Annotated in this window: 17 protein-coding genes; 10 read left to right on the top strand and 7 right to left on the bottom strand. The window is 62.7% G+C overall.

Annotated features, from left to right (window positions below):
• Positions 1–69 precede the first annotated feature (69 nt).
• From dusB to hflX, 7 genes are all read left to right on the top strand, one after another.
• The gene (gene dusB / locus K4G67_RS08310; protein WP_239805923.1) at positions 70–1095 is read left to right on the top strand and encodes a tRNA dihydrouridine synthase DusB; all 1026 of its coding nucleotides are present in this window, start codon (positions 70–72) and stop codon (positions 1093–1095) included.
• The gene (locus K4G67_RS08315; RefSeq protein ID WP_239805924.1) at positions 1092–2207 is read left to right on the top strand and encodes a two-component system sensor histidine kinase NtrB; all 1116 of its coding nucleotides are present in this window, start codon (positions 1092–1094) and stop codon (positions 2205–2207) included. Before dusB ends, K4G67_RS08315 begins: the two co-directional genes overlap by 4 nt.
• The gene (locus tag K4G67_RS08320) at positions 2204–3694 is read left to right on the top strand and encodes a sigma-54-dependent transcriptional regulator (RefSeq protein WP_239805925.1); all 1491 of its coding nucleotides are present in this window, start codon (positions 2204–2206) and stop codon (positions 3692–3694) included. Before K4G67_RS08315 ends, K4G67_RS08320 begins: the two co-directional genes overlap by 4 nt.
• 43 nt (positions 3695–3737) lie before the next feature.
• Positions 3738–6014, top strand: a complete 2277-nt coding sequence (locus K4G67_RS08325) for a sensor histidine kinase (protein ID WP_239805926.1) — start codon at positions 3738–3740, stop codon at positions 6012–6014.
• A 50-nt stretch (positions 6015–6064) separates the two neighbouring features.
• Entirely contained in the window at positions 6065–7447 is a 1383-nt protein-coding gene (gene ntrX / locus K4G67_RS08330; protein ID WP_239805927.1) for a nitrogen assimilation response regulator NtrX, read from the top strand.
• A 162-nt stretch (positions 7448–7609) separates the two neighbouring features.
• A complete protein-coding gene (gene hfq, locus K4G67_RS08335) occupies positions 7610–8173 on the top strand; it encodes an RNA chaperone Hfq (RefSeq protein ID WP_239805928.1) in 564 nt (187 codons plus the stop codon).
• Positions 8174–8182: 9 nt separating this feature from the next.
• A complete protein-coding gene (gene hflX / locus K4G67_RS08340) occupies positions 8183–9502 on the top strand; it encodes a GTPase HflX (protein WP_239805929.1) in 1320 nt (439 codons plus the stop codon).
• Between the two features lie 5 nt (positions 9503–9507).
• Here the strand turns inward: hflX and mazG are convergent, their stop codons facing one another.
• The 7 genes from mazG to K4G67_RS08375 form a co-directional block, all read right to left on the bottom strand.
• Positions 9508–10266, bottom strand: coding sequence for a nucleoside triphosphate pyrophosphohydrolase (gene mazG / locus K4G67_RS08345; RefSeq protein ID WP_239805989.1), 759 nt, complete (start codon positions 10264–10266; stop codon positions 9508–9510).
• Between the two features lie 95 nt (positions 10267–10361).
• Positions 10362–10529 (bottom strand): hypothetical protein, encoded by a 168-nt coding sequence (locus K4G67_RS08350; protein ID WP_239805930.1) that lies wholly within the window; start codon positions 10527–10529, stop codon positions 10362–10364.
• Complete coding sequence (locus K4G67_RS08355) at positions 10526–11293, bottom strand: MBL fold metallo-hydrolase (protein ID WP_239805931.1); 768 nt, start codon at positions 11291–11293, stop codon at positions 10526–10528. The genes K4G67_RS08350 and K4G67_RS08355 overlap by 4 nt, the downstream gene beginning before the upstream one ends.
• Complete coding sequence (locus tag K4G67_RS08360; RefSeq protein ID WP_239805932.1) at positions 11290–12066, bottom strand: TatD family hydrolase; 777 nt, start codon at positions 12064–12066, stop codon at positions 11290–11292. The genes K4G67_RS08355 and K4G67_RS08360 overlap by 4 nt, the downstream gene beginning before the upstream one ends.
• Positions 12066–13616, bottom strand: a complete 1551-nt coding sequence (gene metG, locus K4G67_RS08365) for a methionine--tRNA ligase (protein ID WP_239805933.1) — start codon at positions 13614–13616, stop codon at positions 12066–12068. The genes K4G67_RS08360 and metG overlap by 1 nt, the downstream gene beginning before the upstream one ends.
• Positions 13617–13666: 50 nt before the next feature.
• The gene (locus tag K4G67_RS08370) at positions 13667–14632 is read right to left on the bottom strand and encodes a DNA polymerase III subunit delta' (protein ID WP_239805934.1); all 966 of its coding nucleotides are present in this window, start codon (positions 14630–14632) and stop codon (positions 13667–13669) included.
• A gap of 90 nt (positions 14633–14722) precedes the next feature.
• Complete coding sequence (locus K4G67_RS08375; protein WP_239805935.1) at positions 14723–15595, bottom strand: YihY/virulence factor BrkB family protein; 873 nt, start codon at positions 15593–15595, stop codon at positions 14723–14725.
• Positions 15596–15812: 217 nt separating this feature from the next.
• On the opposite strand from K4G67_RS08375, the gene K4G67_RS08380 reads away from it, so the two are divergent.
• From K4G67_RS08380 to K4G67_RS08390, 3 genes are all read left to right on the top strand, one after another.
• Positions 15813–17720: a cation:proton antiporter gene (locus K4G67_RS08380; RefSeq protein WP_239805990.1), complete on the top strand. Its 1908-nt coding sequence runs from the start codon at positions 15813–15815 to the stop codon at positions 17718–17720.
• 8 nt (positions 17721–17728) lie between these two features.
• Positions 17729–18367 (top strand): OmpA family protein, encoded by a 639-nt coding sequence (locus K4G67_RS08385; RefSeq protein ID WP_239805936.1) that lies wholly within the window; start codon positions 17729–17731, stop codon positions 18365–18367.
• 117 nt (positions 18368–18484) lie between these two features.
• Entirely contained in the window at positions 18485–20713 is a 2229-nt protein-coding gene (locus tag K4G67_RS08390) for a GGDEF domain-containing phosphodiesterase (protein WP_239805937.1), read from the top strand.
• Positions 20714–20720: the final 7 nt, after the last annotated feature.

Raw genomic sequence — 20720 nt, forward strand, 5'->3', positions numbered from 1 at the left:
GGCGCGCTACAACCTTGCCGCGCTGGCGGCAATCGACTATGCGCCGTGCTTAAATAATAGGCACTTTTCATGACACATCCACAGCCCCCCAAGCTCGCCCCCATAGCCATCGGGCCCGTCACGATTGCGGAACCGGTGATCCTGGCGCCGATGACCGGCGTGACCGACCGCCCGTTTCGCACGCTGGTGCGGCGCTTCGGTTCGGGGCTGAACGTGACGGAAATGATCGCGAGCCCGGCGATGATCCGCGAAACGCGGCAATCGTTGCAAAAGGCCGCCTGGGCCCCGGTCGAGGAACCGGTTTCGCTTCAGCTCGCCGGATGCAATCCTGCCGAAATGGCGGAGGCGGCGAAGCTGAACGCGGATCGCGGCGCCGCCATCATCGACATCAACATGGGCTGCCCCGTCAAGAAGGTCGTGAACGGCGATGCGGGTTCCGCGCTGATGCGGGATGTGCCGCTGGCCGCATCGCTGATCGAGGCGACGGTGAAGGCGGTGGACGTTCCGGTGACGGTGAAGATGCGGATGGGCTGGGACCATGGTGCGCTCAACGCCCCCGAACTGGCGCGCATCGCGCAGGATCTCGGCGCGAAGATGATCACCGTGCACGGCCGTACCCGCAATCAGATGTACAAGGGTAGCGCCGACTGGGCCTTCATCCGCAAGGTCAAGGACGCGGTCACGATCCCCGTGATTGCCAATGGCGACATCAATGGCATCGAGGAGGCCGCCATGGCGCTCTCGCAAAGCGGCGCCGATGGCGTGATGGTCGGGCGTGGCGCCTATGGCAAGCCGTGGCTGCTGGGTCAGATCATGGACTGGCTTGCCGGGCGCGACGTGCGTCCCGATCCGACCCTGCCCGAACAATTCGCCCTCATTTCAGAGCATTATCAAAGCATGCTCGACCATTATGGGAGCGACACGGGCGTCAAGATGGCGCGCAAGCATCTGGGTTGGTATACGAAAGGTCTCCAAGGTTCCGCCGAATTTCGCAATCGCGTGAATTTCATCGATGATCCGGATGCAGTCATGGCCGCCCTGCGCGCCTTTTACGAACCGAAGTTCGACGACGAACTTTCCCAAGAAGCGGCGTGAGCCACGCGCCCGATCCCGATGCGGACCGGATCCTCGCCAGCCTTCCGCATGCGGTCATTCTCCTGCGATCCGACCTGACCATTCACCGGGTCAACACGGCGGGCGAAATCCTTTTGGGGCAGGGCGAGGGGCGGCTCGTCGGGCGGGCCCTGTCGGATGCGATCACGTTTGCCGAACCGCGCCTTATCGAAATGATGGCTGACAGCGAAGTGCGGGTGAACGCACGCGACGTGAGCGTAACGGTCGGCGGACACGTGACCGGGCCGGTGCATGTCTCGCTCGCCCCGGTGTTCGGTTGGGAGGGCTGGCGCGTTCTCACGCTTACCCGCCCGGTCGAGGTTGAGGCGCTCGAAGGGGCGGCGGGGCCGGATGCGGACGACAGCATGCTGCGCGCGCCCGAAATCCTCGCGCATGAGATCAAGAACCCGCTCGCCGGTATTCGCGGCGCGGCGCAGCTCATCGCCCGAAGGCTGGGCGAGGAAGGGCGCGAGCTTACCGGCCTCATCGCGAGCGAGGTCGACCGCATCGCCGCACTTATCGATCAGATGCAATCGCTTAGCCGCAAGAGTTCAGACCCGTCCGAACCCATCAACCTGCATCTTGCCGTGCGGCGTGCGCGCGCCGTGCTGGAAATGTCGGAGCCCGATATCCGCATCGTTGAGGATTACGACCCCTCGCTTCCCGAAGTGATGGCGAGCGTCAATGCGCTGGTGCAGATCCTGCTCAACCTCATGAGCAACGCCGCCGATGCATCGCGGGGGGAAAAGGAACCGGTCATCATGCTGCGCACGAAATTCGCCAGCGGGATCAAGCTTCACCCGAAAGGCGGCGACGCGCCGATCCGCCTGCCCATCGAAATCCGAGTCAGCAACAACGGCCCCCGGATCGATCCGGCCCTGCGCGCCCACATCTTTGAACCTTTCGTCAGTGCGAAACAGCATGGGCAGGGGCTCGGCCTGGCGCTGGTTCGCAAGATGGTCCGGGACATGCACGGGCGCATCACGCATGACAGGGACGAGGCCCGCGGATTGACGCATTTTCGGATCCACCTGCCCGTTGCGGGGACGCTTTCGCACGTCCCGTCGGAACAGCCCGAAAGAACAACGCCATGACCGATCCGGTTCTTTTGGTCGAGGATGACAATTCCATCGCCATCGTCATTTCCGCCGCGCTGGAGGCCGAAGGATTGCGCGTCATGCGATGCGAGACGATTGCCGCCCGCGACGAAGCGCTGCGCAACGGGCGTTTCGCGATCCTGCTGACAGACGTGATGTTGAAAGATGGCGACGGTATTGCGACGCTCGCCGATGTTCGCGCCCGCGATCCCGACATGCCGGTCATCATCCTTTCGGCACAGAACACGCTCGATACCGCGGTGCGCGCGACGGATACGGGTGCGTTCGAATATTTTCCCAAACCCTTCGACCTCGACGATCTGGTGCGTGCCGCGCTGCAGGCGATCGGCGAACGGGCCAGTGCGTCCGGCGATACCGCGCAGAATGCCGCAACCGACAACGATGCGACGCAATTGCCGCTCATCGGACGGTCGCCGCCGATGCAGGCCGTGTTCCGCATGATTACCCGCGTGTTGCGAAACGACCTCACGGTCCTGATCCTCGGCGAATCGGGTACGGGCAAGGAGGTCGTGGCCGAAACCATCCATCAGCTCGGCTCGCGGCGCGGCAACCCGTTCGTCGCGGTCAACACCGCCGCCATCCCGGCAGAGCTTATCGAATCCGAGCTGTTCGGCCATGAGAAGGGCGCCTTTACAGGGGCGGTGGCCCGCCATGCCGGCAAGTTCGAGCAGGCGCGCGGCGGAACGCTTTTCCTCGATGAGATCGGCGACATGCCGATGCAGGCACAGACACGCCTGTTGCGTGCGCTCCAATCGGGCACGATCCTGCGCGTCGGCGGGCGCGAGGAGGTGGCGATCGACGCGCGGATCATCGCCGCCACCAATCGCGATCTCGGCCCGCTGATCCAGGCGGGAAAATTCCGGGAGGATCTGTTCTATCGCCTGAACGTGGTGCCGATGAAGCTGCCGCCCCTGCGCGAGCGAGGCTCCGACGTGGCTGCGCTCGCCACGCATTTCCTCAATCGTGCGGCGCAGGACGGGCTTGCGCGGCACCGCCTTTCCGATGCCGCCGCGACCCTCCTTTCGCAACAATACTGGCGCGGCAACGTTCGTGAATTGAAGAATTTCATCTATCGCCTGGTCCTGTTCTCGCGCGAAGAGACGATCGATGTCGACGCCGTTAGCGCCTTGCTCAACGAAGCGGGCGGCCCTGCACCCATACCGCCGCCGCAAGATGTGACCGACACAAGCGAAAACGGTTTCGAGGGGGCGCTGGGCCGCTGGATGGCGGCGCATGAACCGGCCAGTGGCGACATCTACGCCTCGGCGCTGGCTGCATTCGAAAAGCCGTTGTTCGAACACGCCTTGCGCACGACGGGCGGAAATCAGCTGCGCGCCGCGGAAATGCTCGGCATCAATCGCAACACGCTGCGCAAGCGGGTGAACGAGCTTGGCATCGATGTCGACGCGCTGTCGGGGCGGGGTGCGCCCGGCACATCTTCCCGGCAAATTTTGCAACCATAAGTCACTTGCCATTCAGCCACAGCAGTGTTGTATCCCGGCCACGATGGATGCCACGCCCGACATAATTCCCGACGATACACAGCCCGAAATCGGCAGGGCCGTGCCGCAGGGGACGTCCTTCTGGGCACGCGGGCGGCGTCAGATCGCGCTTTCCTGGCACCGGGCGAACGGGTTCGCCCTGCTCGAAATCGCGGCGCTGGTGGCATTGATCGCCGTGGTGGTGAGCGGTTGGTCCACCCTCGACGGGAGCGACACGCCCGGCGAATTGCTGCCAACGGTGACGACGACGACGCTGCTGGTCGCGACGCTGGTGCCGGGCATGGGGCTGCTCGTTCTGATGGGGCGGCGGCTCGCGCTGCGCCGGGCATTGCGGCAGATGGGCAGCACCGGACAGCTGCACGTGCGGCTCGTGTTCTTCTTCTCGCTTCTGGCGGCGGTTCCGACCCTGCTCGTCGTGGTGTTCGCCTCCGTGCTGTTTCAATCGGGGGTCGAGTTCTGGTTTTCGGAACGGTCGCGCGGCATGCTGGAGGATGCGAACCAGCTGGCGCGCGGATATTATGAGGAAAACTTTCGCGATGTCGGCGACAAGAGCGTCGCGATGGCCGACGATATCCGGTTCTACCTGTCGCAGGTTTCGCTCACCAATCCTGAATTCGCGGAGGCATTCACGCGGCAGGTCATCCTACGCGAACTCGACAAATCCGCCATTCTGGAACGGGGGGAGGACGGCGTGGTGCGCACCGCGGCCATCGTCGACCCCGACGAATCGACCGACCCCGGCGCCATCGATCCGGAGGTGTTCGAACGCCTGATCGCGGGCGAAACCGTCGTGGTCAGTTCCACGGCGGAGCGGCTTGAGGCGGTGACGCCCCTCGATCTCAGTGCGGGGATCTATCTTTATACCGCCCGCGATTCCGATGCCCGTTCGCTGATGCAGTGGCAGCGGGCGCAGAGCGTGCTCGAAAACTATGATCAGATTACGGGCCGCGCGCGCCTTCTCCAATTGCAGTTCAACATGGCGCTGCTCATCGTATCGCTGATGCTGGTCGGGTTGGCCGTGTGGTTCGCACTGCGCTTTGCGGATCGGCAGGTTGCGCCTCTTGCCGAACTACTTGCCGCGACGCGCACCGTCGGTGCCGGCAATTTCGCGATGCGGGTCGCAGGCCGCACGGGAAGCGACGAGATCGGTCAGCTCAACCGCGCCTTCAACCGCATGACGGAGCAGATCGAGCAACAGACCCATGCGCTGATCGGCGCCAATGCACAGCTCGACGAGCGGCGCGCGTTTACGGAAGCCGTGCTCGATTCCGCGACGGCGGGCATCGTGTCGGTCGATCGCGACGGGCGCATCCTGCTCATCAACGGGTCGGCGCAGACGATGCTCGGCAGCCAGGACGAAACCTCCGCCATCGGGCAATCGCTCCTCGACATCGCACCGCAATTGCATGCGCTGGTGGCGCAGGGGCGGGGCGGGGGCATTGTCCAATATCCGCGCGGCGGCGATACGCGCACCTTCGCTGTAAAGCTTGCCGAAACGCAACATGGCCACGTCCTCACCTTCGAGGATATCACGCGGCAATTGCTCGACCAGAGGCGCGCGGCATGGTCGGACGTGGCCCGCCGGATCGCGCACGAGATTAAGAACCCGCTCACCCCGATACAGCTTGCGACCGAGCGGCTCGGCCGCCGGTTCCGGCGGCAGGTGGAGCAGGATACCGAATTGTTCGACGAGCTGATGGCGACGATCATCCGGCAGGTCGGCGATTTGCGCAAGATGGTGGACGAGTTTTCCTCCTTCGCCCGCATGCCCAAGCCGAATTTCCGGAACGAGGATATCAACGAGCTGATCCGGCAATCGCTCTTCCTTCAGGAAGTGGCGCATCCCGAAATAGCCTATCGCTATATCGCGAGCGATGGCGATACGGTCATCGAATGCGACCGCCATCAGGTCGGCCAGGCCATGACGAATGTTCTTAAGAACGCAGCGGAAGCCGTTGAAACACGTCGGGAAGATAGCTCGGACTATCGCGGTTCGATAGAGGTGTCGATCGCCGCCGACGATGCAGGGGTGACGGTGATCGTGGCCGACAATGGCGTCGGCCTTCCGCAGGACAGCGGCAATATCATCGAGCCTTACATGACGACGCGGGAGAAGGGCACGGGTCTCGGTCTCGCCATCGTGCAGAAGATCGTTGGCGAACACGGGGGAAACATCGCCTTCGAGGCCGGGCCGCAAGGGGGCACGCGGGTCCGGCTTCGTTTTGCGCGCCAACCGCTGACCGGTGCCGCGACAACGGACGAACGGGACGAAACCGAATGAAACGGGGGCGAACGGTGCAAGCCGCAATTGAAGACATGCAAGGACGCTGAATGGCTCTCGATATTCTCATCGTCGACGACGAACGCGATATTCGCGAATTGGTCGCGGGCGTGCTTTCGGACGAAGGTTACGAATGCCGCACCGCGGGCGACAGCCGCGCCGCGCTCGCCGCGATCGACGAACGCCGGCCCTCGCTGGTCCTGCTTGACGTGTGGCTCCACGGTTCGCCGATGGACGGGCTTGAGGTGCTTGACGCGATCAAGGCGCGCGAACCGGACCTCCCGGTCATCATCTTTTCCGGGCACGGCAATATTGAAACCGCCGTTGCCGCGGTATCGCGCGGGGCGGTCGATTTCATCGAAAAGCCCTTCGAATCGGAACGGCTCCTCCTCATGGTGGCTCGCGCGACCGAAACTGAAAGCCTGCGCCGCGAGAACATTCGGCTGAAACAGGATGACGAGGCAGGTTTTGCCGAATTCAACGGACACAGCAGCGCGATCAACAATGTGCGCGCCACGTTGAAGCGCGTCGCCAATACTGGCAGCCGCGTGCTCATCACCGGCCCCGCGGGCGCCGGCAAGGAAGTCGCCGCGCGCCTGTTGCATCAATGGAGCAATCGCGCGGACAAGCCGTTCGTCACCGTCAATTCCGCCCGCATCACCCCCGAACGGTTCGAGCAGGAGCTTTTCGGCGAGGAATCGAACGGGCGGCTCGTGCGCACGGGGCTGCTCGAAACGGCGGACGGGGGCACGCTCTACCTCGACGAGGTGGCGGACATGCCCGAATCCTCGCAGGCGCGAATCCTGCGCGTGCTAACCGATCAATCCTTCGTGCGCGTGGGCGGCAACCGGCAATTGCGCGTCGATGTGCGCGTCGCATCCTCCACCTCGACCGATCTGGAACAGGCGATCGCCGAACGGCGGTTCCGCGAGGATCTCTACTATCGCCTGAACGTCGTGCCCGTCGCGGTGCCGGGGCTTGCCGAACGGCGGCGGGACATTCCCGTGCTCGTCACGCATTTCTTCACCCGCTACGCCAATCAGCAAGGCCTGACCCCGCCGGAGGTCAGCGACGACGCGATGGCGGTGCTGCAAAGCTACGACTGGCCCGGAAACGTCCGGCAATTGCGCAATGTGATCGAACGCACGGTGATCCTGACCCCGCGCGAAAAATTCACGCGGGTGGAGGCCGACATGCTCCCCGCCGAATTGACCAGCGACAATGGCGATGACAGCGCCGGATTGACCGTGATGATGGGCATTCCGCTACGCGAGGCGCGCGAACAGTTCGAACGGGAATATCTCAAGATCCAGATCCGGCGCTTTTCGGGCAATATTTCCCGCACGGCAAGCTTCATCGGGATGGAACGCTCCGCGCTTCACCGCAAGCTCAAGACGCTCGGCATCAACGAGCGGCGCGAGGATCAGGAATAGCGTTTCGGGGAACCACTTGCGCTTCGGGGCTTTGGCCAAATAAAATCGGCGCGGCGCAGCGTGAAGGGATTCGCGTCTTTGCCACGCACGATGATTCGGCCGGTACCATCCGGCCAGACTGCGGCAGGAGCCATCCTGCACGCCAAGAAAAGGGAAAAAACGATGGCCGGCAAGACATTGAGCATCAAGACACCGCCACCCGCGCCCCCGGCGCCGCCCAAGCCCGCGAGAAAAAGCACCGGAAAGGGCGGCCAGAACCTTCAGGATCTTTTCCTGAACCAGCTTCGCCGCGGCAAGACGCCGGTGACCATGTTCCTGGTCAAGGGCGTGAAGCTTCAGGGGATCGTAACCTGGTTCGACAATTTCTCGATCCTGCTGCGCCGCGATGGGCAGTCGCAGCTTGTGTACAAGCATGCCATTTCCACCATCATGCCCACCGTGCCGATGGACGCCGAACAGTTCGAAATGGACGACGTCAGCCGCGGCAAACGCCAGTTGCAGGACGTTTTCCTGACCTCCGTGCGCGAGGCGGGGGTTCACGTGACCATGTTCCTGATCAATGGCGTCATGTTGCAGGGGCGGATCGCGGCCTATGATCTGTTCTGCATGCTGCTCGAACGCGAAGGCTATGTGCAGCTGGCCTACAAACATGCGGTATCGACGGTGCAGCCGGTCAGCCACGTGGATCTGAGCGGCGACTGGGACGACGATGGCGACGATGGTTAGGCCTGTATCTTGAGCGACGATATTACCGGCGAAGTGACCCGCGGCGCCCGCGCCGTCGTGGTCATGCCCGACATCCGCACCGCGCATATCGCCGATCCGGAGGCCCGGCTCGAAGAGGGGCGGGGGTTGGCGCTCGCCATCGGGATCGAGGTGGTCGACAGTTTCGTGATCCCCATCCGCGAGGTGCGCCCCGCCACGCTTTTCGGCGCCGGCCAGATCGAGCGGATCGACACGGCCTGCACGATGGAGGAGGCCGAGCTCGTCATTGTCGACGGGGCCTTGTCCGCGATTCAGCAGCGCAATCTCGAAGAAAAACTCAAGCGCAAGGTCATCGACCGGACTGGGCTCATTCTCGAAATTTTCGGCGAACGCGCGGCGACGGCCGAAGGGCGTCTTCAGGTGGAGCTCGCCCATCTCGACTACCAGGCCGGTCGGCTCGTGCGCAGCTGGACCCACCTCGAGCGGCAGCGCGGCGGTTATGGGTTCCTCGGCGGGCCGGGCGAAACGCAGATCGAGGCCGACCGCCGGATGATCCGCGACCGCATGGGCCGGCTGCGCCGCGATCTCGAACAGGTGCGTCGGACGCGGGCGCTTCATCGCGCGCGGCGGGGAAGGGCCCCCTGGCCCGTGGTGGCGCTTGTCGGCTATACCAATGCTGGGAAATCGACGCTTTTCAATCGCATGACCGGTGCTTCCGTCATGGCGGAGGATCTGCTTTTCGCGACGCTCGACCCGACGATGCGGGCCGTGTCGCTGCCCGCGGTGGAAAAGATCATCCTGTCGGACACGGTCGGCTTCATCTCCGACCTCCCGACGCAGCTTGTGGCCGCATTCCGCGCCACGCTGGAGGAGGTGACGGGGGCCGATGTCATCGTACACGTCCGCGACATGTCGAGCGACGCCGCCGAGGAGCAGAAGCAACAGGTCGAACAGATCCTCCACGATCTCGACATCAATACGCAGGAGGGGGATGGCCTGCAAATTCCGGTCATCGAAGCCTGGAACAAGTGGGACAGGCTTTCACCCGAACGGCAGGCGCAACTCACCGAAATTGCCGAGCGCGAGGACGAAATGACCATCGTGCCGATTTCGGCGCTGACCGGGGAGGGTGTCGACAGGCTTGAACGGGCGGTCGCGGAACGGCTTACACAGGATGCGCGCGTTTACGAGTTTCTCTTGCCGACCAAGGACGGGCAGAGGATCGCCTGGCTTCATGCGCATGGCGAGGTTCTATCCGAGACGGCGGCGGGTGAAGGAGAGGACGGCCCGCAAACCGCGATGAAGGTACGTCTTGGCCCAATAGAACACGGCCGGTTTTCAAGCCTTTAGAGCGTTTAGTTAGCGATTTTTTTATCCTTCTCGTCGCGCTTTGCCGCTTGCCAAAGCTGCTCCTGCGCGTCGAGATCGAGCGTGGCGAAGGTGTGGCCATCGCGGGCGGCGCGTCGCTCCATGTCGGTAAAGCGCCGCTCGAACTTACCGTTGGCGGCACGCAGGGCCTCTTCGGCGTCGATGCCGCGTTTGCGCAAAAGGTTCACGGCCGAAAATAGCAAATCGCCGGCTTCCTCCACACGCTCCGCATCGGTTTGCGCGGCATCGAATTCCTGAATTTCCTCGGCCAGTTTGGCCGCGGCGCCGCGATCGTCGGGCCAGTCGAAGCCGACCCGGGCGGCACGTTTCTGCAACTTTTGGGCCCGCAAAAGCGCCGGCAGACCAAGCGCCACACCATCGAGCGCACCTGTCTGTGACTTCGCCGCACGTTCCTCGGCCTTTACCGTTTCCCAGTTGCGATTGCCGTGGCCGCTTCCTTCCGCAGTGTCGTCGGCGAAAATGTGGGGGTGACGCCGCCGCAACTTGGCGGCGATGCCGTCCGCGATCTGTGCGAAGTCGAACAGATGCGCTTCTTCGGCGATGCGCGCATGGAATACGACCTGCAGCAGCAGATCGCCGAGTTCGTCGCGAAGGTCGTCCGTATCGCGGCGCGCGATCGCATCGGCGACTTCGTAAGCTTCCTCAATGGTATAGGGGGCGATGCTCGCAAAATCTTGCGCGATATCCCATGTGCAGCCGGTGTCCGGATCGCGCAGTCGAGCCATGACCGTCAACAGATCGAGAAGTGCCGAGGCGGCGTTCTGCAATACCTATTCCTTCAAACCGATAATATGTATTATGTTAAATAGAAGTTGTTCTTTTACCGCATGCCGCCAAACGCGAACGCCGCCAGCGCGAAGAGCCCGACCCAAAGCAATGCCATTCGCAGCAGCTTGGCCCTCGGCACCTGATGCGATTTCAGCGCACTCAACGCCAGAACGAGCCAGCCGAGCAGGCTCACCACAGACACGATCGCAAGCGGCGTCACAATGTCACCGTCAGCCCGTCGAACGCCGGTTCGACATGGTCTGGCGTTTCCGCGGTCAAGGCATCGTAATCCATGCTCTTGTCCAGATGCGTGAGGATGACACGCCGCGCGCCACATCGTTCCGCAAGGTCGAGCGCCATGCCAAGATGCGCGTGCGTCGGATGCGGATCGCGGCGCAGGCAATCCACGACCAACAGGTCGACATCGCGAAAAAGCGTCACCATTTCGGTTCGAATTTCACTGAAATCCGTCGCATAACCGATTGATTTATCGCCGCTATCGAAACGATATGCTGTACTTTTGGCGGGCCCGTGAGGCATTACAGTCCACCCAAGCCGCATGCCGTGAACGAGGCGAAGCCGGTCCAGCGTTTCAATCTGGCATATGGTGGGATAGCCGTGCTGTCCGGCGAACACATATCCGAACCGCTGACGAAGACGCCGCACCGTTTCCTCCGCAGCGTAGGCCGGTATCGGACCCGCCCGTCCGTAGCGCAGCGCGCGAAGATCGTCGATTCCGTGACAATGGTCGGCGTGGTCATGCGTCCAGAATACCGCATCGATCCCATCGATGTCATTGGCGAGAAGCTGATTGCGCAGATCCGGGGATGTATCGATAAGGACACGCGCGCCATCGTCGGATTCGATCACGATTGACACTCGCGATCGCCGGTTGCGCGGATTGTCGGGATCGCACACGCCCCAATCGTTCCCGATGCGCGGCACGCCGGTCGATGTGCCGGAACCGAGAATGATCAGTTTCATGCCTGCGCCTTTCGAAACAGGGCGAAAAAATTACGTCCGGTCTGCGCGGCGAGAACATCCTCGGACACGCCGCGCAGATCGGCGAGAAACGCCAGCGTGTCGCCGACAAAGGCCGGCTCGCATGTCTTTCCGCGATGGGGAACGGGCGCGAGAAACGGCGAATCCGTTTCGACCAGCAGGCGATCGTCCGGAATATCGCGGGCGACAGCCTGCAAATCCTTTGCATTCTTGAATGTCACGATTCCGGAAATGGAAATCGTGAGCCCCAGGTCGAGCACCGCTTCGCCAAATTCGCGCGACGCGGTGAAGCAATGGATGAGAGCGGGAAATGCCCCCTTCCCCATCTCGTTGCGCAGGATGGAAAGCGTGTCGTCCTCCGCATCGCGCGTATGGATGATAATGGGCAGGCCGGTATCGCGCGCAACGCCGATATGCATGGCGAACAATTCGCGCTGCGCCTCGCGGTCGGATTTGTCGTAATAATAATCGAGGCCGGTTTCGCCGATGCCGATGACACGCGGATGCTCGCTCGCCTTCCACAGCGCGGTGCGGCCAAGGTCGCGATGCTTGTCCGCTTCGTGCGGATGTATGCCCACGCTCGCCCATACGTCATCTTCGCGCTGTGCCGTGGCGACGACCGCGTGCCATTCGGATTGCCGGGTCGAAATGTTCAAGAACCCGCGAACACCCCGCGCCCGCGCGGCGTCGAGGACTTCGCCCTGACGTTCGATCAAACCTTCGTAGTTGAGATGGCAGTGCGAATCGATCAGCATCACGCCTCCCCTTCCCCCAGTTGCAGTCGGGGAAAGATCGGCTTCGGATCGACGATCTCGACCGTTTCGCAGAGCAATGGCGCGCCTTCCATCGCGGCGAAATCGCGTGCGTCGTCCGGCGTGGCCACGATGTCGAGAATACGGGCGGCGGAACCCGGCACGACCGGCTGTATCGCGATGGCAAGGTCGCGGATGCACCCGACAAGCGTGGCGAGCACGCGGCGCATCCGCACCGGATCGGTCTTCCGCAAGGTCCACGGCGCCTGCTCGTCGACATATTGGTTACAGGCGAAAACCGCCTGCATCCATGCCTCGATCCCTTGCGAAAAGGCCAGCGCCTCGAAATGCGCGGGCAGTTCGCGCAGGCAGGCTTCGCGGACTTTCGCGGCCAGCGCTCGATCGGCGTCCTGCGCCTCGCCATCGACGTCGAAACCGCCGTCGCAATTCTTCGCGATGAAGGAGGAGACACGCTGCGCCAGATTGCCGAAGCTGTTGGCGAGTTCCGCGTTTGCGCGTGTTACGATCGCCTCTGCGGAATAGCTTCCATCCTGCCCGAACGCGATTTCCCGCATGAGGAAATAGCGCAGCACGTCCGCGCCATAGGTTTCGACCAGCCCGACCGGATCGGTCACATTGCCGAGCGATTTCGATTCCTTCTGCCCACGGTTGAGCAGAAAGCCATGGCCGAACACCTGCCGCGGCGCCGGCAGGTTCGCACTCAACAGGAAAGCCGGCCAGTAAACGGCATGAAAACGCACGATATCCTTGCCGATGAGATGCACGTCTGCAGGCCAGAACCGCGCAAAATCGCCATTCGTATCCGGATAGCCCAACCCTGTCAGATAGTTGGTCAGCGCATCGACCCAGACATACATGACATGGTCTTCGCTTCCCGGCACCTTCACGCCCCAGTCGAAGCTGCTGCGCGATACGGAGAGGTCGCGCAGCCCGCCTTCGACAAAGCGCATGACCTCGTTGCGGCGGCTTTCGGGGCGGATGAAATCGGGGTTTTGGCGGTACAGGTCGAGCAAAGGCTGCTGATATTTCGAAAGACGGAAGAACCAGCTTTCCTCCACCGTCCATTCGACAGGCGTTCCCTGCGGCGAAAGCTTCTCGCCCCCCTCCCCGTCGCTCAGCTCGCTTTCGTCGTAATACGCTTCGTCGCGGATCGAATACCAACCCTCGTAACGATCGCGATACAGGTCGCCGCGCGCGGCCATGGCGGACCACAGCGCCTGGCTAGCGGCGTGATGCGCATCCTCGGTCGTGCGGATGAAACGGTCATAGCTGATATCAAGCATGTCGAACAAATGCTTGAAATGGGAGGACATTTCGTCGCTCAACGCGCGCGGGGTCACGTCGAGATCGCGTGCCTTCTGCATCATTTTCAGACCGTGTTCGTCGGTGCCGGTCTGAAACCGCACCTCCCGCCCGCGCAACCGCTGAAACCGGGCCGCGACATCGGCGGCGATGGTTTCATACGCGTGGCCGATATGCGGCTTGCCATTGGGATAATGGATGGCGGTGGTGATGTAATACGGCTCGGCCATGGGTGGCGCGTCTCTTTCATGCATATGCGAAGTGCCACGAGTTGCGGCGATCAGTTGCCCTCCCCTTTAGGCATCGCAATATCCGCCAGCAACCCGCCGATTTCCACCACGGTCAGTCCGGGGTCGAAATTGGCATAGGGGATTTCGGCGCCCAGCCGCGTCAACGCCGCATGCGCCGTGATGAGCCGCGCCTGTTCGCCCCTCGTCGCATCGTGCATTCGCGCAGCGCAGATCGTGCGGGCAAGATCCACACTCGCCACGAGCCGGTCGCGGTCGGGCCTCGTTCCGATCGCCTTGGCAAGGGCGCCGCGCCGCGCGAAATCCGTATCGCCATGCGCGGCGATCCCGATCAGCTCGTGACGGATTGGCGCCATATCCTTCGCGATGAAGCCAAGCGCCGCGCCGGGCGAACCATGCGCCGCGGCAATCGCGGCCTCGCGAATGTCGGGCGACACATCGGGTGCCGCATCGCCCACCACCTGATGCATCTGCGCATTGTCGAGCGCAGTGAACCGTAGGATCCGGCACCGCGAACGCACCGTCGGCAGAAGCCCGCCCGGCCGATGCGATACGAGCAGGAATACCGTACCCGCAGGCGGCTCCTCCAGGCTTTTGAGGAGCGCGTTCACCGCCGATTTTTCGAGATCATCGATAGAATCGATGATGATCGCGCGCCTTGGACCGAGTGTCGGCCGCGTGTTCAACCGCCGCTGCATCGCGCGCACCTGTTCCACATTGATGCTGCGCTTCGTGGCGAAGGGCTTGCCCTCCTCCATCTTTTTCTCGTCATCCTTGCTGGCCGGTGGGCGGGTCAGGATGAGGATATCGGGATGCGATGTCGCAGGTGGCTGCGGCGTGCCGTCCACCTCTACCAGAGCGGCGGCGGCATGGACCGCGAACTGCGCCTTGCCGATACCCGCCATGCCGGTGAGCAGCCATGCATGGTGGAGCCGTTCGTCCGCCACTGCGGCACGCCATTGGCGCCACGGCGTTTCGTGTCCGACAAGCGTTGTCATCGACAGGGGCGAGGGAAGGAGCGGGCAATCACGGCGCGCGCATTGCTATAACGATTGTGCGCCCCCGGCAATCGGCGGTGGGCGGTTTGCTCACAATTCGGGGGCGGTGGCATTGCTCGCGATCAAAGCGGCGTTCATTTCCGCACCCAGCAGGAGGATATAGGCCGACGCCCACATCCAGGTCAGCAGCACGATCACCGCGCCCAGCGAACCATAGGTCGCGTTGTAATTTCCGAAGTTCGATACGTAATAGCCGAAAAGCAAGGTCGCGATCACGATACCCACTGCGGCCAGCACCGAGCCGGGGGTCAGCCATTTTAACGCCGCCGTCTCGCAAGCCGGGCCATAGCGGAACAGGAGCGCGGCCCCGCCGGTGATCGCGGCCGCCAGCACGATATAGGCCAGGATCTTGCCCAAAGGCGCAAAGACCGCCGGCGCGGCAGCAAGCAATCCGTCGAGAAAGCCCAGCGCCGCGATCGCGCCGACCGAAAGAAGCGCGATCAGCGCACCGCCGACCGTCACGGCGATGGCCGTCAGGTTCTTCGCGATAAACCCGCGACCTTCCTTGCATTCATATGCGATATTGAGCGCGATGATGAGCGCACCTGCGCCCTTGCGCGCACTGAACAATGCAACCAGCAAGGCAAGAATCAACCCTAGCCCCTTTTTCGAGGACGAGCTTTCGACCACCGCGGAAAGCTGATCCTGCACAAGCTCGGCCGCGCTTCCGGGCAGATCCTGTGCGAGTGACTGCATCTGCGCCGCGACGCTTTGCGGGTCGGCGATCAGCCCGTAGGTCAGCACCGTCGCCGCCATGAGCGGAACCATCGCGAGAAATCCATAGAACGCGACGCCCGCCGCGATCAGGCTAATGTTATCGTCGCCGCCGCGCGCCCAGGCCTGTTTCGCCGCGGCAATCCATCCGCCGCGGGGCAGATCATATGGTGAAGATGCTGTCGGCATGGCCGTCCCCTGTCTCGTACATATTCGGTATCGGGCGATCGTCCGATGCTGCACGTTGCAGCACCGGGCGGCAATCGCCATCGCGCCCGTCGTCAACAGCCTAACCCCCACGCCGGGCTCGCGGTTCCATGCGCACCGTCTTGCCCGGGCGAAATCCGGGCGCATTGCGCAGCTTTCGTTTGCCCATGCCCTGCCGCTGTGGCAGCAACGGATCTACATGGAAGAACAAGCTCTCGTAATCGCCCTCGTCGGTGTCCTGGGTATCGGGGCGCAGTGGGTCGCGTGGCGAACCGGCTGGCCTGCCATCGTGCTGATGATGGTCGCCGGGTTCGCTGTCGGCCCGGTTTTCGGCATCATGGACCCGCATCACGCCTTTGGCGAATTGCTGGAGCCGGCCGTTGCCATCGGCGTTGCGCTCATCCTGTTCGAAGGCGGCTTGAGCCTCAATTTCAAGGAATTGAAGAAAACGGGCGGCGCGGTCTGGCGGCTCGTCGTTCTGGGCGTGCCGATCGCATGGTTCGCAGGGTCGCTCGCCTGCTATTACATCGCCGGGCTGGTCTGGCCGGTATCGATCCTGTTCGCCGGCATTCTGGTGGTGACCGGGCCAACGGTCGTCCTGCCGCTCCTGCGACAGTCGAGCGTGGCGCAAAGACCGGCCGCGATCCTAAAATGGGAGGCGATCGTGAACGATCCCTTCGGCGCGATGTGCGCGGTGATCGCCTATGAGTATTTCCGCGCATCGGCCAATGGCGCGACCATATTCGACGTGGTTCCCCAACTCGTATTCGCCGCGATCGCCGCTGCCGTGCTCGGCTATGCCGCGGCCTGGGCCATCGCGTGGAGTTTCCCCCGCGGCATGGTGCCGGAATATCTGAAGGCACCGGTCCTGCTCGTGGTCGTGGTCGCGCTGTTCGTCGCCTCCAACACGATACAGCAGGAAACCGGCCTCGTTGCCGTGACCATTATGGGCATCGCGCTTGCCAACATGAAGGTGGATTCGCTGCGCGACATCCACCCGTTCAAGCAGAACATCGCGGTCATCATGGTATCGGGCATTTTCGTCCTGCTGTCCGCTTCGCTCGAACGGGAATCGCTGGCCTTGCTGGAATGGCGGTTCGTGCTGTTCCTGCTGGCGATCCTGTTCCTCGTGCGGCCGGCGACCATCCTTCTCAGCCTCGCCTTCTCCAAGGTTCCCTGGAACGAGCGGCTGTTCCTTGCCTGGATCGCACCGCGCGGCATTGTCGCGGTCGCGATTTCGGGCCTGTTCGCCCTGCGGCTTTCCGACCTCGGCTATGGCGACGGGTCCATCCTCATCAGCCTGTCCTTCGCCGTCGTCGTGGCGACGATCGTGGCGCATGGCTTTACGGTCGGCATCGTATCCCGTTGGCTGAAGGTCACCGGCTCCACGACGCCGGGCATTCTGATGGTCGGCGCAACGCCGTGGTCGATCGCGCTTGCGAAGGAAATGTCGGATATCGAGGTGCCCGTGCTTATCGCCGATACGAGTTGGTGGCGTCTTTCCAAGGCGCGGCAACAGGGAGTGCAGACGTATCACGGCGAAATCCTCGCCGAATCGACGGAACATTCGCTCGACCTTTCGCGGTTCGGCGTGCTCGTCGCCGCGACGGAAAACGAAGCGTATAACGCGCTCGTCTGTAACGAGTTCGCGCCTGAAATCGGCCGCGATGCGGTGTATCAGCTGGGCGAGGCGGGCGCGCATGACGACCCCCGCGCCCTGCCCCCGTCGATCCGCGGCCGCAGCCTGTTCGAATCGGGCGTCGACATGGACGAAATATATCGGCGGCAGCAGCAGGGCTGGGAATTTCGCAAGACGCGCCTGTCCGAACGCTTCGGTTTCGAGGAGGCGCAGGCCGCTCTTCCGGCCGACGCCGATTTCCTTCTACTGGTGCGCAAGGGCGGCGGGATCCGGTTCTTCACCCACGCCACCCGCCCCACTCCTGCTGCGGGCGACACCGTCATATCCTACTCTCCGCCTGAGGATCCGGTGACCGAGAAGGTGCAGGCCAAGAAAGAGAAACGGGCAAAGAAACAGGCAAAGGCCGAGGCCGAGACCGGGGCGAACCAGGCCGGAGGTCAGGAAGGCCCGCTGGGGGAAGCGACATGAAAATGCGAATGACATCCAAGCCGATCGCAACCGTCCTCGCAATGGGCGCGTTCGCCATGGTCGGGGCATGCAACGACCCCGATACCGAAACGCCGGCACCCGCCCCTTCCGTGACGATGGACACCGGCCTTCCCGATCCCAATTCCAGCCCGGCATCCATCCTGCGCAGCGATTTTTCCGAAGACGTGATTGAGGAACCGGCGCTCGAACCGCTCGATGCGACGATATCCTTCGGCGAAGGCGGCACGCGGCTGTCCGACTCGGCGCGCGAGAAAGTCGAGGAGCTTCTGGGCACGGCGCAGATGAAGGCGGGCGGCGCGATAATTCTGCGTGGTCATACCGATTCGGCCGGATATGACGAGGCCAACCTGCGCGCCTCGCGCCAACGCGCAGAGGCCGTCGCCGCCATGCTGGAAGACAATGGCATCGACGCGGACCGGATCGAGATCATCGCTTTGGGCGAAATGCGTCCGCTGGCACCCAACGCCAATCTCGATGGCACGGCGAACGAGAGCAATCGCGCGCGAAACCGGCGTGTGGACATCCACATCGATGTTCCGGAAAACGGCGACGAGCAAGATACGGATGCGGATGAAGCGGGCGAGGACAGCGCCGGTTCGTCCGGAAGTTCGAATTTGACCGACTGATCGAAATGGCGAATTCTGCGTTCGATGGCGTATGCCGTAGAGCGGGTTGCGATGTTGTTAAACAAAACTGTGATACCCGTTTCCAAGATGCATAGCCCTGCGAGCGAGATCTGACCCATGACAGCATCGCTGTCCCGTGTGTATCAGCTGGCCGCGGCCGCTGTTGCGGCCGGGTTGCTTGCACTCGTCGGTGCGGCCGATCCGATCGAGGAGATGATCTGGATCGCGCTCTACCGGCTGGAGGACAAGCCCGTTTCGGGTCAGACCGTCATCGTCGACGTCGATCAGACGGCCGACTCCACGCTTAGCATTGCGCAGCGGCAGGCCGAGGTCATCCGGCAATTGTCGCGGTACAGGCCCAAAGGCATTTATCTTCAGGGGAATTATTCAGCCGACGATCGCGGGATTGCCGAACTGGGCGCGGCGATCGACGCGACGGATGTTCCCGTGGCGATCGGATGGATCGACGGGGTCGGCAGTTCGCGCGGCCTGCCGAGCCTGTCACGCTCCTCGCTGCTGGATGGCGCGGTTGCCACGGTCGATCGTTATCATGCGACGGCGCTCGGCTTTGCGTGGGAATCGCTGACGTCGTTCGATGTCGGCAATCGCAAAATGCCAAGTTTCCCGGCGGCCGCCGCCGGTTTTGTCGATCTGAAAAACTACTATTTCATCGATTATCGCTACGCCAATTCGGAAATCACCATCTATCCGGCACGCGTTTTGGACAGCGGCAATCTACCGCTGACGGGAAAACGCGTACTCGTAGGCTCGGCATCGTCGGGTTCTGTTCTCGATCAGGGCGTCGTCGCGATCCCGGGCGACATGGTTCCGCGCATACAGCTCGCCTTTTTCGCGGCGGAAAGCCTCCTGCAAGGTCCGCCGGTCGCGGTGGGATGGCTCTTCGCGCTCGCCATCATCGTCGCGATCGTGTTTGCCGCGGTGTATTACCCGCCCGCGATCCGCCGCACGCTTTACGGCGTTGCGGTTGCGGCGTGTCTCGTCATTCCGTTTACCGGGCTTCATCTCAACCGGATCGTGGAGGCGGGGGCGGCTGTCGTGTTCCTGCTTCTGTTCGCGATCCTGCGCATCGCCGGCCTGCTCAAGACGCAGGCGGCCAGGACCGATCATCTTTCAGGTCTTCGAAATTTCGGCGCGCTTGCCGAAAAACTCGAACGCGAGGATGGCATGGTGATCGTCGCCCGTGTCAACCGGTTCGAGGAAGTGCTGAGCAGTCTCGATCCTGAATTGCATGGTGAATTCATGCAGCAGATCGCCGAACGGCTGGCGGCTGACAGCTTTCGCGAAATCTTTTCCGACGGCGCGGGCAATTTCGCATGGCTGGACGACACGCGAGACCCGCGTGGGCGGATGGCGGATCTCGTCGGGCTGACCGGGGCGCCGATCCACGTCGAAAATCGTACTTTCGATTTTAGCTGTTCCTTCGGGATACAGGATGTCCCGATCGACAGCGCGCAACAGGCAATCAGCGCGACGCTGGTCGCGGCGGAACTCGCGTCCACCCGCGTGTCCCATATCGCCTTGGTCAGCGAGAGGAAGGATTCGGACGTCAACTGGCGGCTTTCGCTTCACACCTCGCTCGATCATGCGATCGTGAACGGCCACATCTATCTGGTGTATCAGCCGCAAGTGTCGATCGAGAACGGCCAAATCGTCGGTGCGGAGGCGCTGGTCCGGTGGAAACATCCCGAACGCGGCGAGATCAGCCCTTTCGAATTCATTCCCCAGATCGAAAAGGCCGGACGTCTCAAACCGCTCACGGCGCACACGTTCCGCATGGCCGCACGAACGGCGAGCCTCCTTCCCGAAGGCGACCTTCGCATATCGGTCAACGTGTCCGCGACGCTGGTGTGCGACGACAATTTCGTTCAATTCATCAAGGACAACGTGATGGTCGGCGGCGGAACCGCATCCCGGATCATGCTGGAGATCACAGAAACCGCGCGTATCGAGAATCTCGAACTGGCCGCACGCCATCTTACCGAACTTCGCGAGGCGGGGTTCAAGGTTTCCCTGGACGATTTCGGTACGGGCGAAGCCAATTTGAGCCTGCTCGCCCATCTTCCCTGCGACGAAGTGAAACTGGACCAGAGCTTCGTGCGGCTGGCGAAAACGAATGAGCGCGCGCGAATGATCATCATCGCACTGGCGCAGACCACGCGACTTTCGAACATGTCCTTCGTGGCGGAGGGAATCGAAACGATCGAGGATCAGGCGATCATGGCATCCCACGATTGTAAAGTTGGACAGGGATATCTGTATGGATATCCCCTTCCGTCGCATGAGTTGATTGATATGGCCCGCAAAAATATTCGGCTCGTAGGATAAAATCGCT

The organism is Croceicoccus hydrothermalis (genome assembly GCF_022378335.1).
In the GTDB taxonomy this organism is placed as follows: domain Bacteria; phylum Pseudomonadota; class Alphaproteobacteria; order Sphingomonadales; family Sphingomonadaceae; genus Croceicoccus; species Croceicoccus hydrothermalis.

Bases quoted from the DNA above. Each gene is read 5' to 3' on its own strand.
- K4G67_RS08370 (WP_239805934.1), bottom strand. From the start codon at position 14,632: ATGACAACGCTTGTCGGACACGAAACGCCGTGGCGCCAATGGCGTGCC.
- K4G67_RS08385 (WP_239805936.1), top strand. From the start codon at position 17,729: ATGACATCCAAGCCGATCGCAACCGTCCTCGCAATGGGCGCGTTCGCC.
- K4G67_RS08355 (WP_239805931.1), bottom strand. From the start codon at position 11,293: ATGAAACTGATCATTCTCGGTTCCGGCACATCGACCGGCGTGCCGCGC.
- ntrX (WP_239805927.1), top strand. From the start codon at position 6,065: ATGGCTCTCGATATTCTCATCGTCGACGACGAACGCGATATTCGCGAA.
- dusB (WP_239805923.1), top strand. From the start codon at position 70: ATGACACATCCACAGCCCCCCAAGCTCGCCCCCATAGCCATCGGGCCC.
- metG (WP_239805933.1), bottom strand. From the start codon at position 13,616: ATGGCCGAGCCGTATTACATCACCACCGCCATCCATTATCCCAATGGC.
- K4G67_RS08390 (WP_239805937.1), top strand. From the start codon at position 18,485: ATGACAGCATCGCTGTCCCGTGTGTATCAGCTGGCCGCGGCCGCTGTT.
- K4G67_RS08325 (WP_239805926.1), top strand. From the start codon at position 3,738: ATGGATGCCACGCCCGACATAATTCCCGACGATACACAGCCCGAAATC.
- K4G67_RS08360 (WP_239805932.1), bottom strand. From the start codon at position 12,066: ATGCTGATCGATTCGCACTGCCATCTCAACTACGAAGGTTTGATCGAA.
- hfq (WP_239805928.1), top strand. From the start codon at position 7,610: ATGGCCGGCAAGACATTGAGCATCAAGACACCGCCACCCGCGCCCCCG.
- K4G67_RS08375 (WP_239805935.1), bottom strand. From the start codon at position 15,595: ATGCCGACAGCATCTTCACCATATGATCTGCCCCGCGGCGGATGGATT.
- K4G67_RS08380 (WP_239805990.1), top strand. From the start codon at position 15,813: ATGGAAGAACAAGCTCTCGTAATCGCCCTCGTCGGTGTCCTGGGTATC.
- mazG (WP_239805989.1), bottom strand. From the start codon at position 10,266: ATGGCTCGACTGCGCGATCCGGACACCGGCTGCACATGGGATATCGCG.
- K4G67_RS08320 (WP_239805925.1), top strand. From the start codon at position 2,204: ATGACCGATCCGGTTCTTTTGGTCGAGGATGACAATTCCATCGCCATC.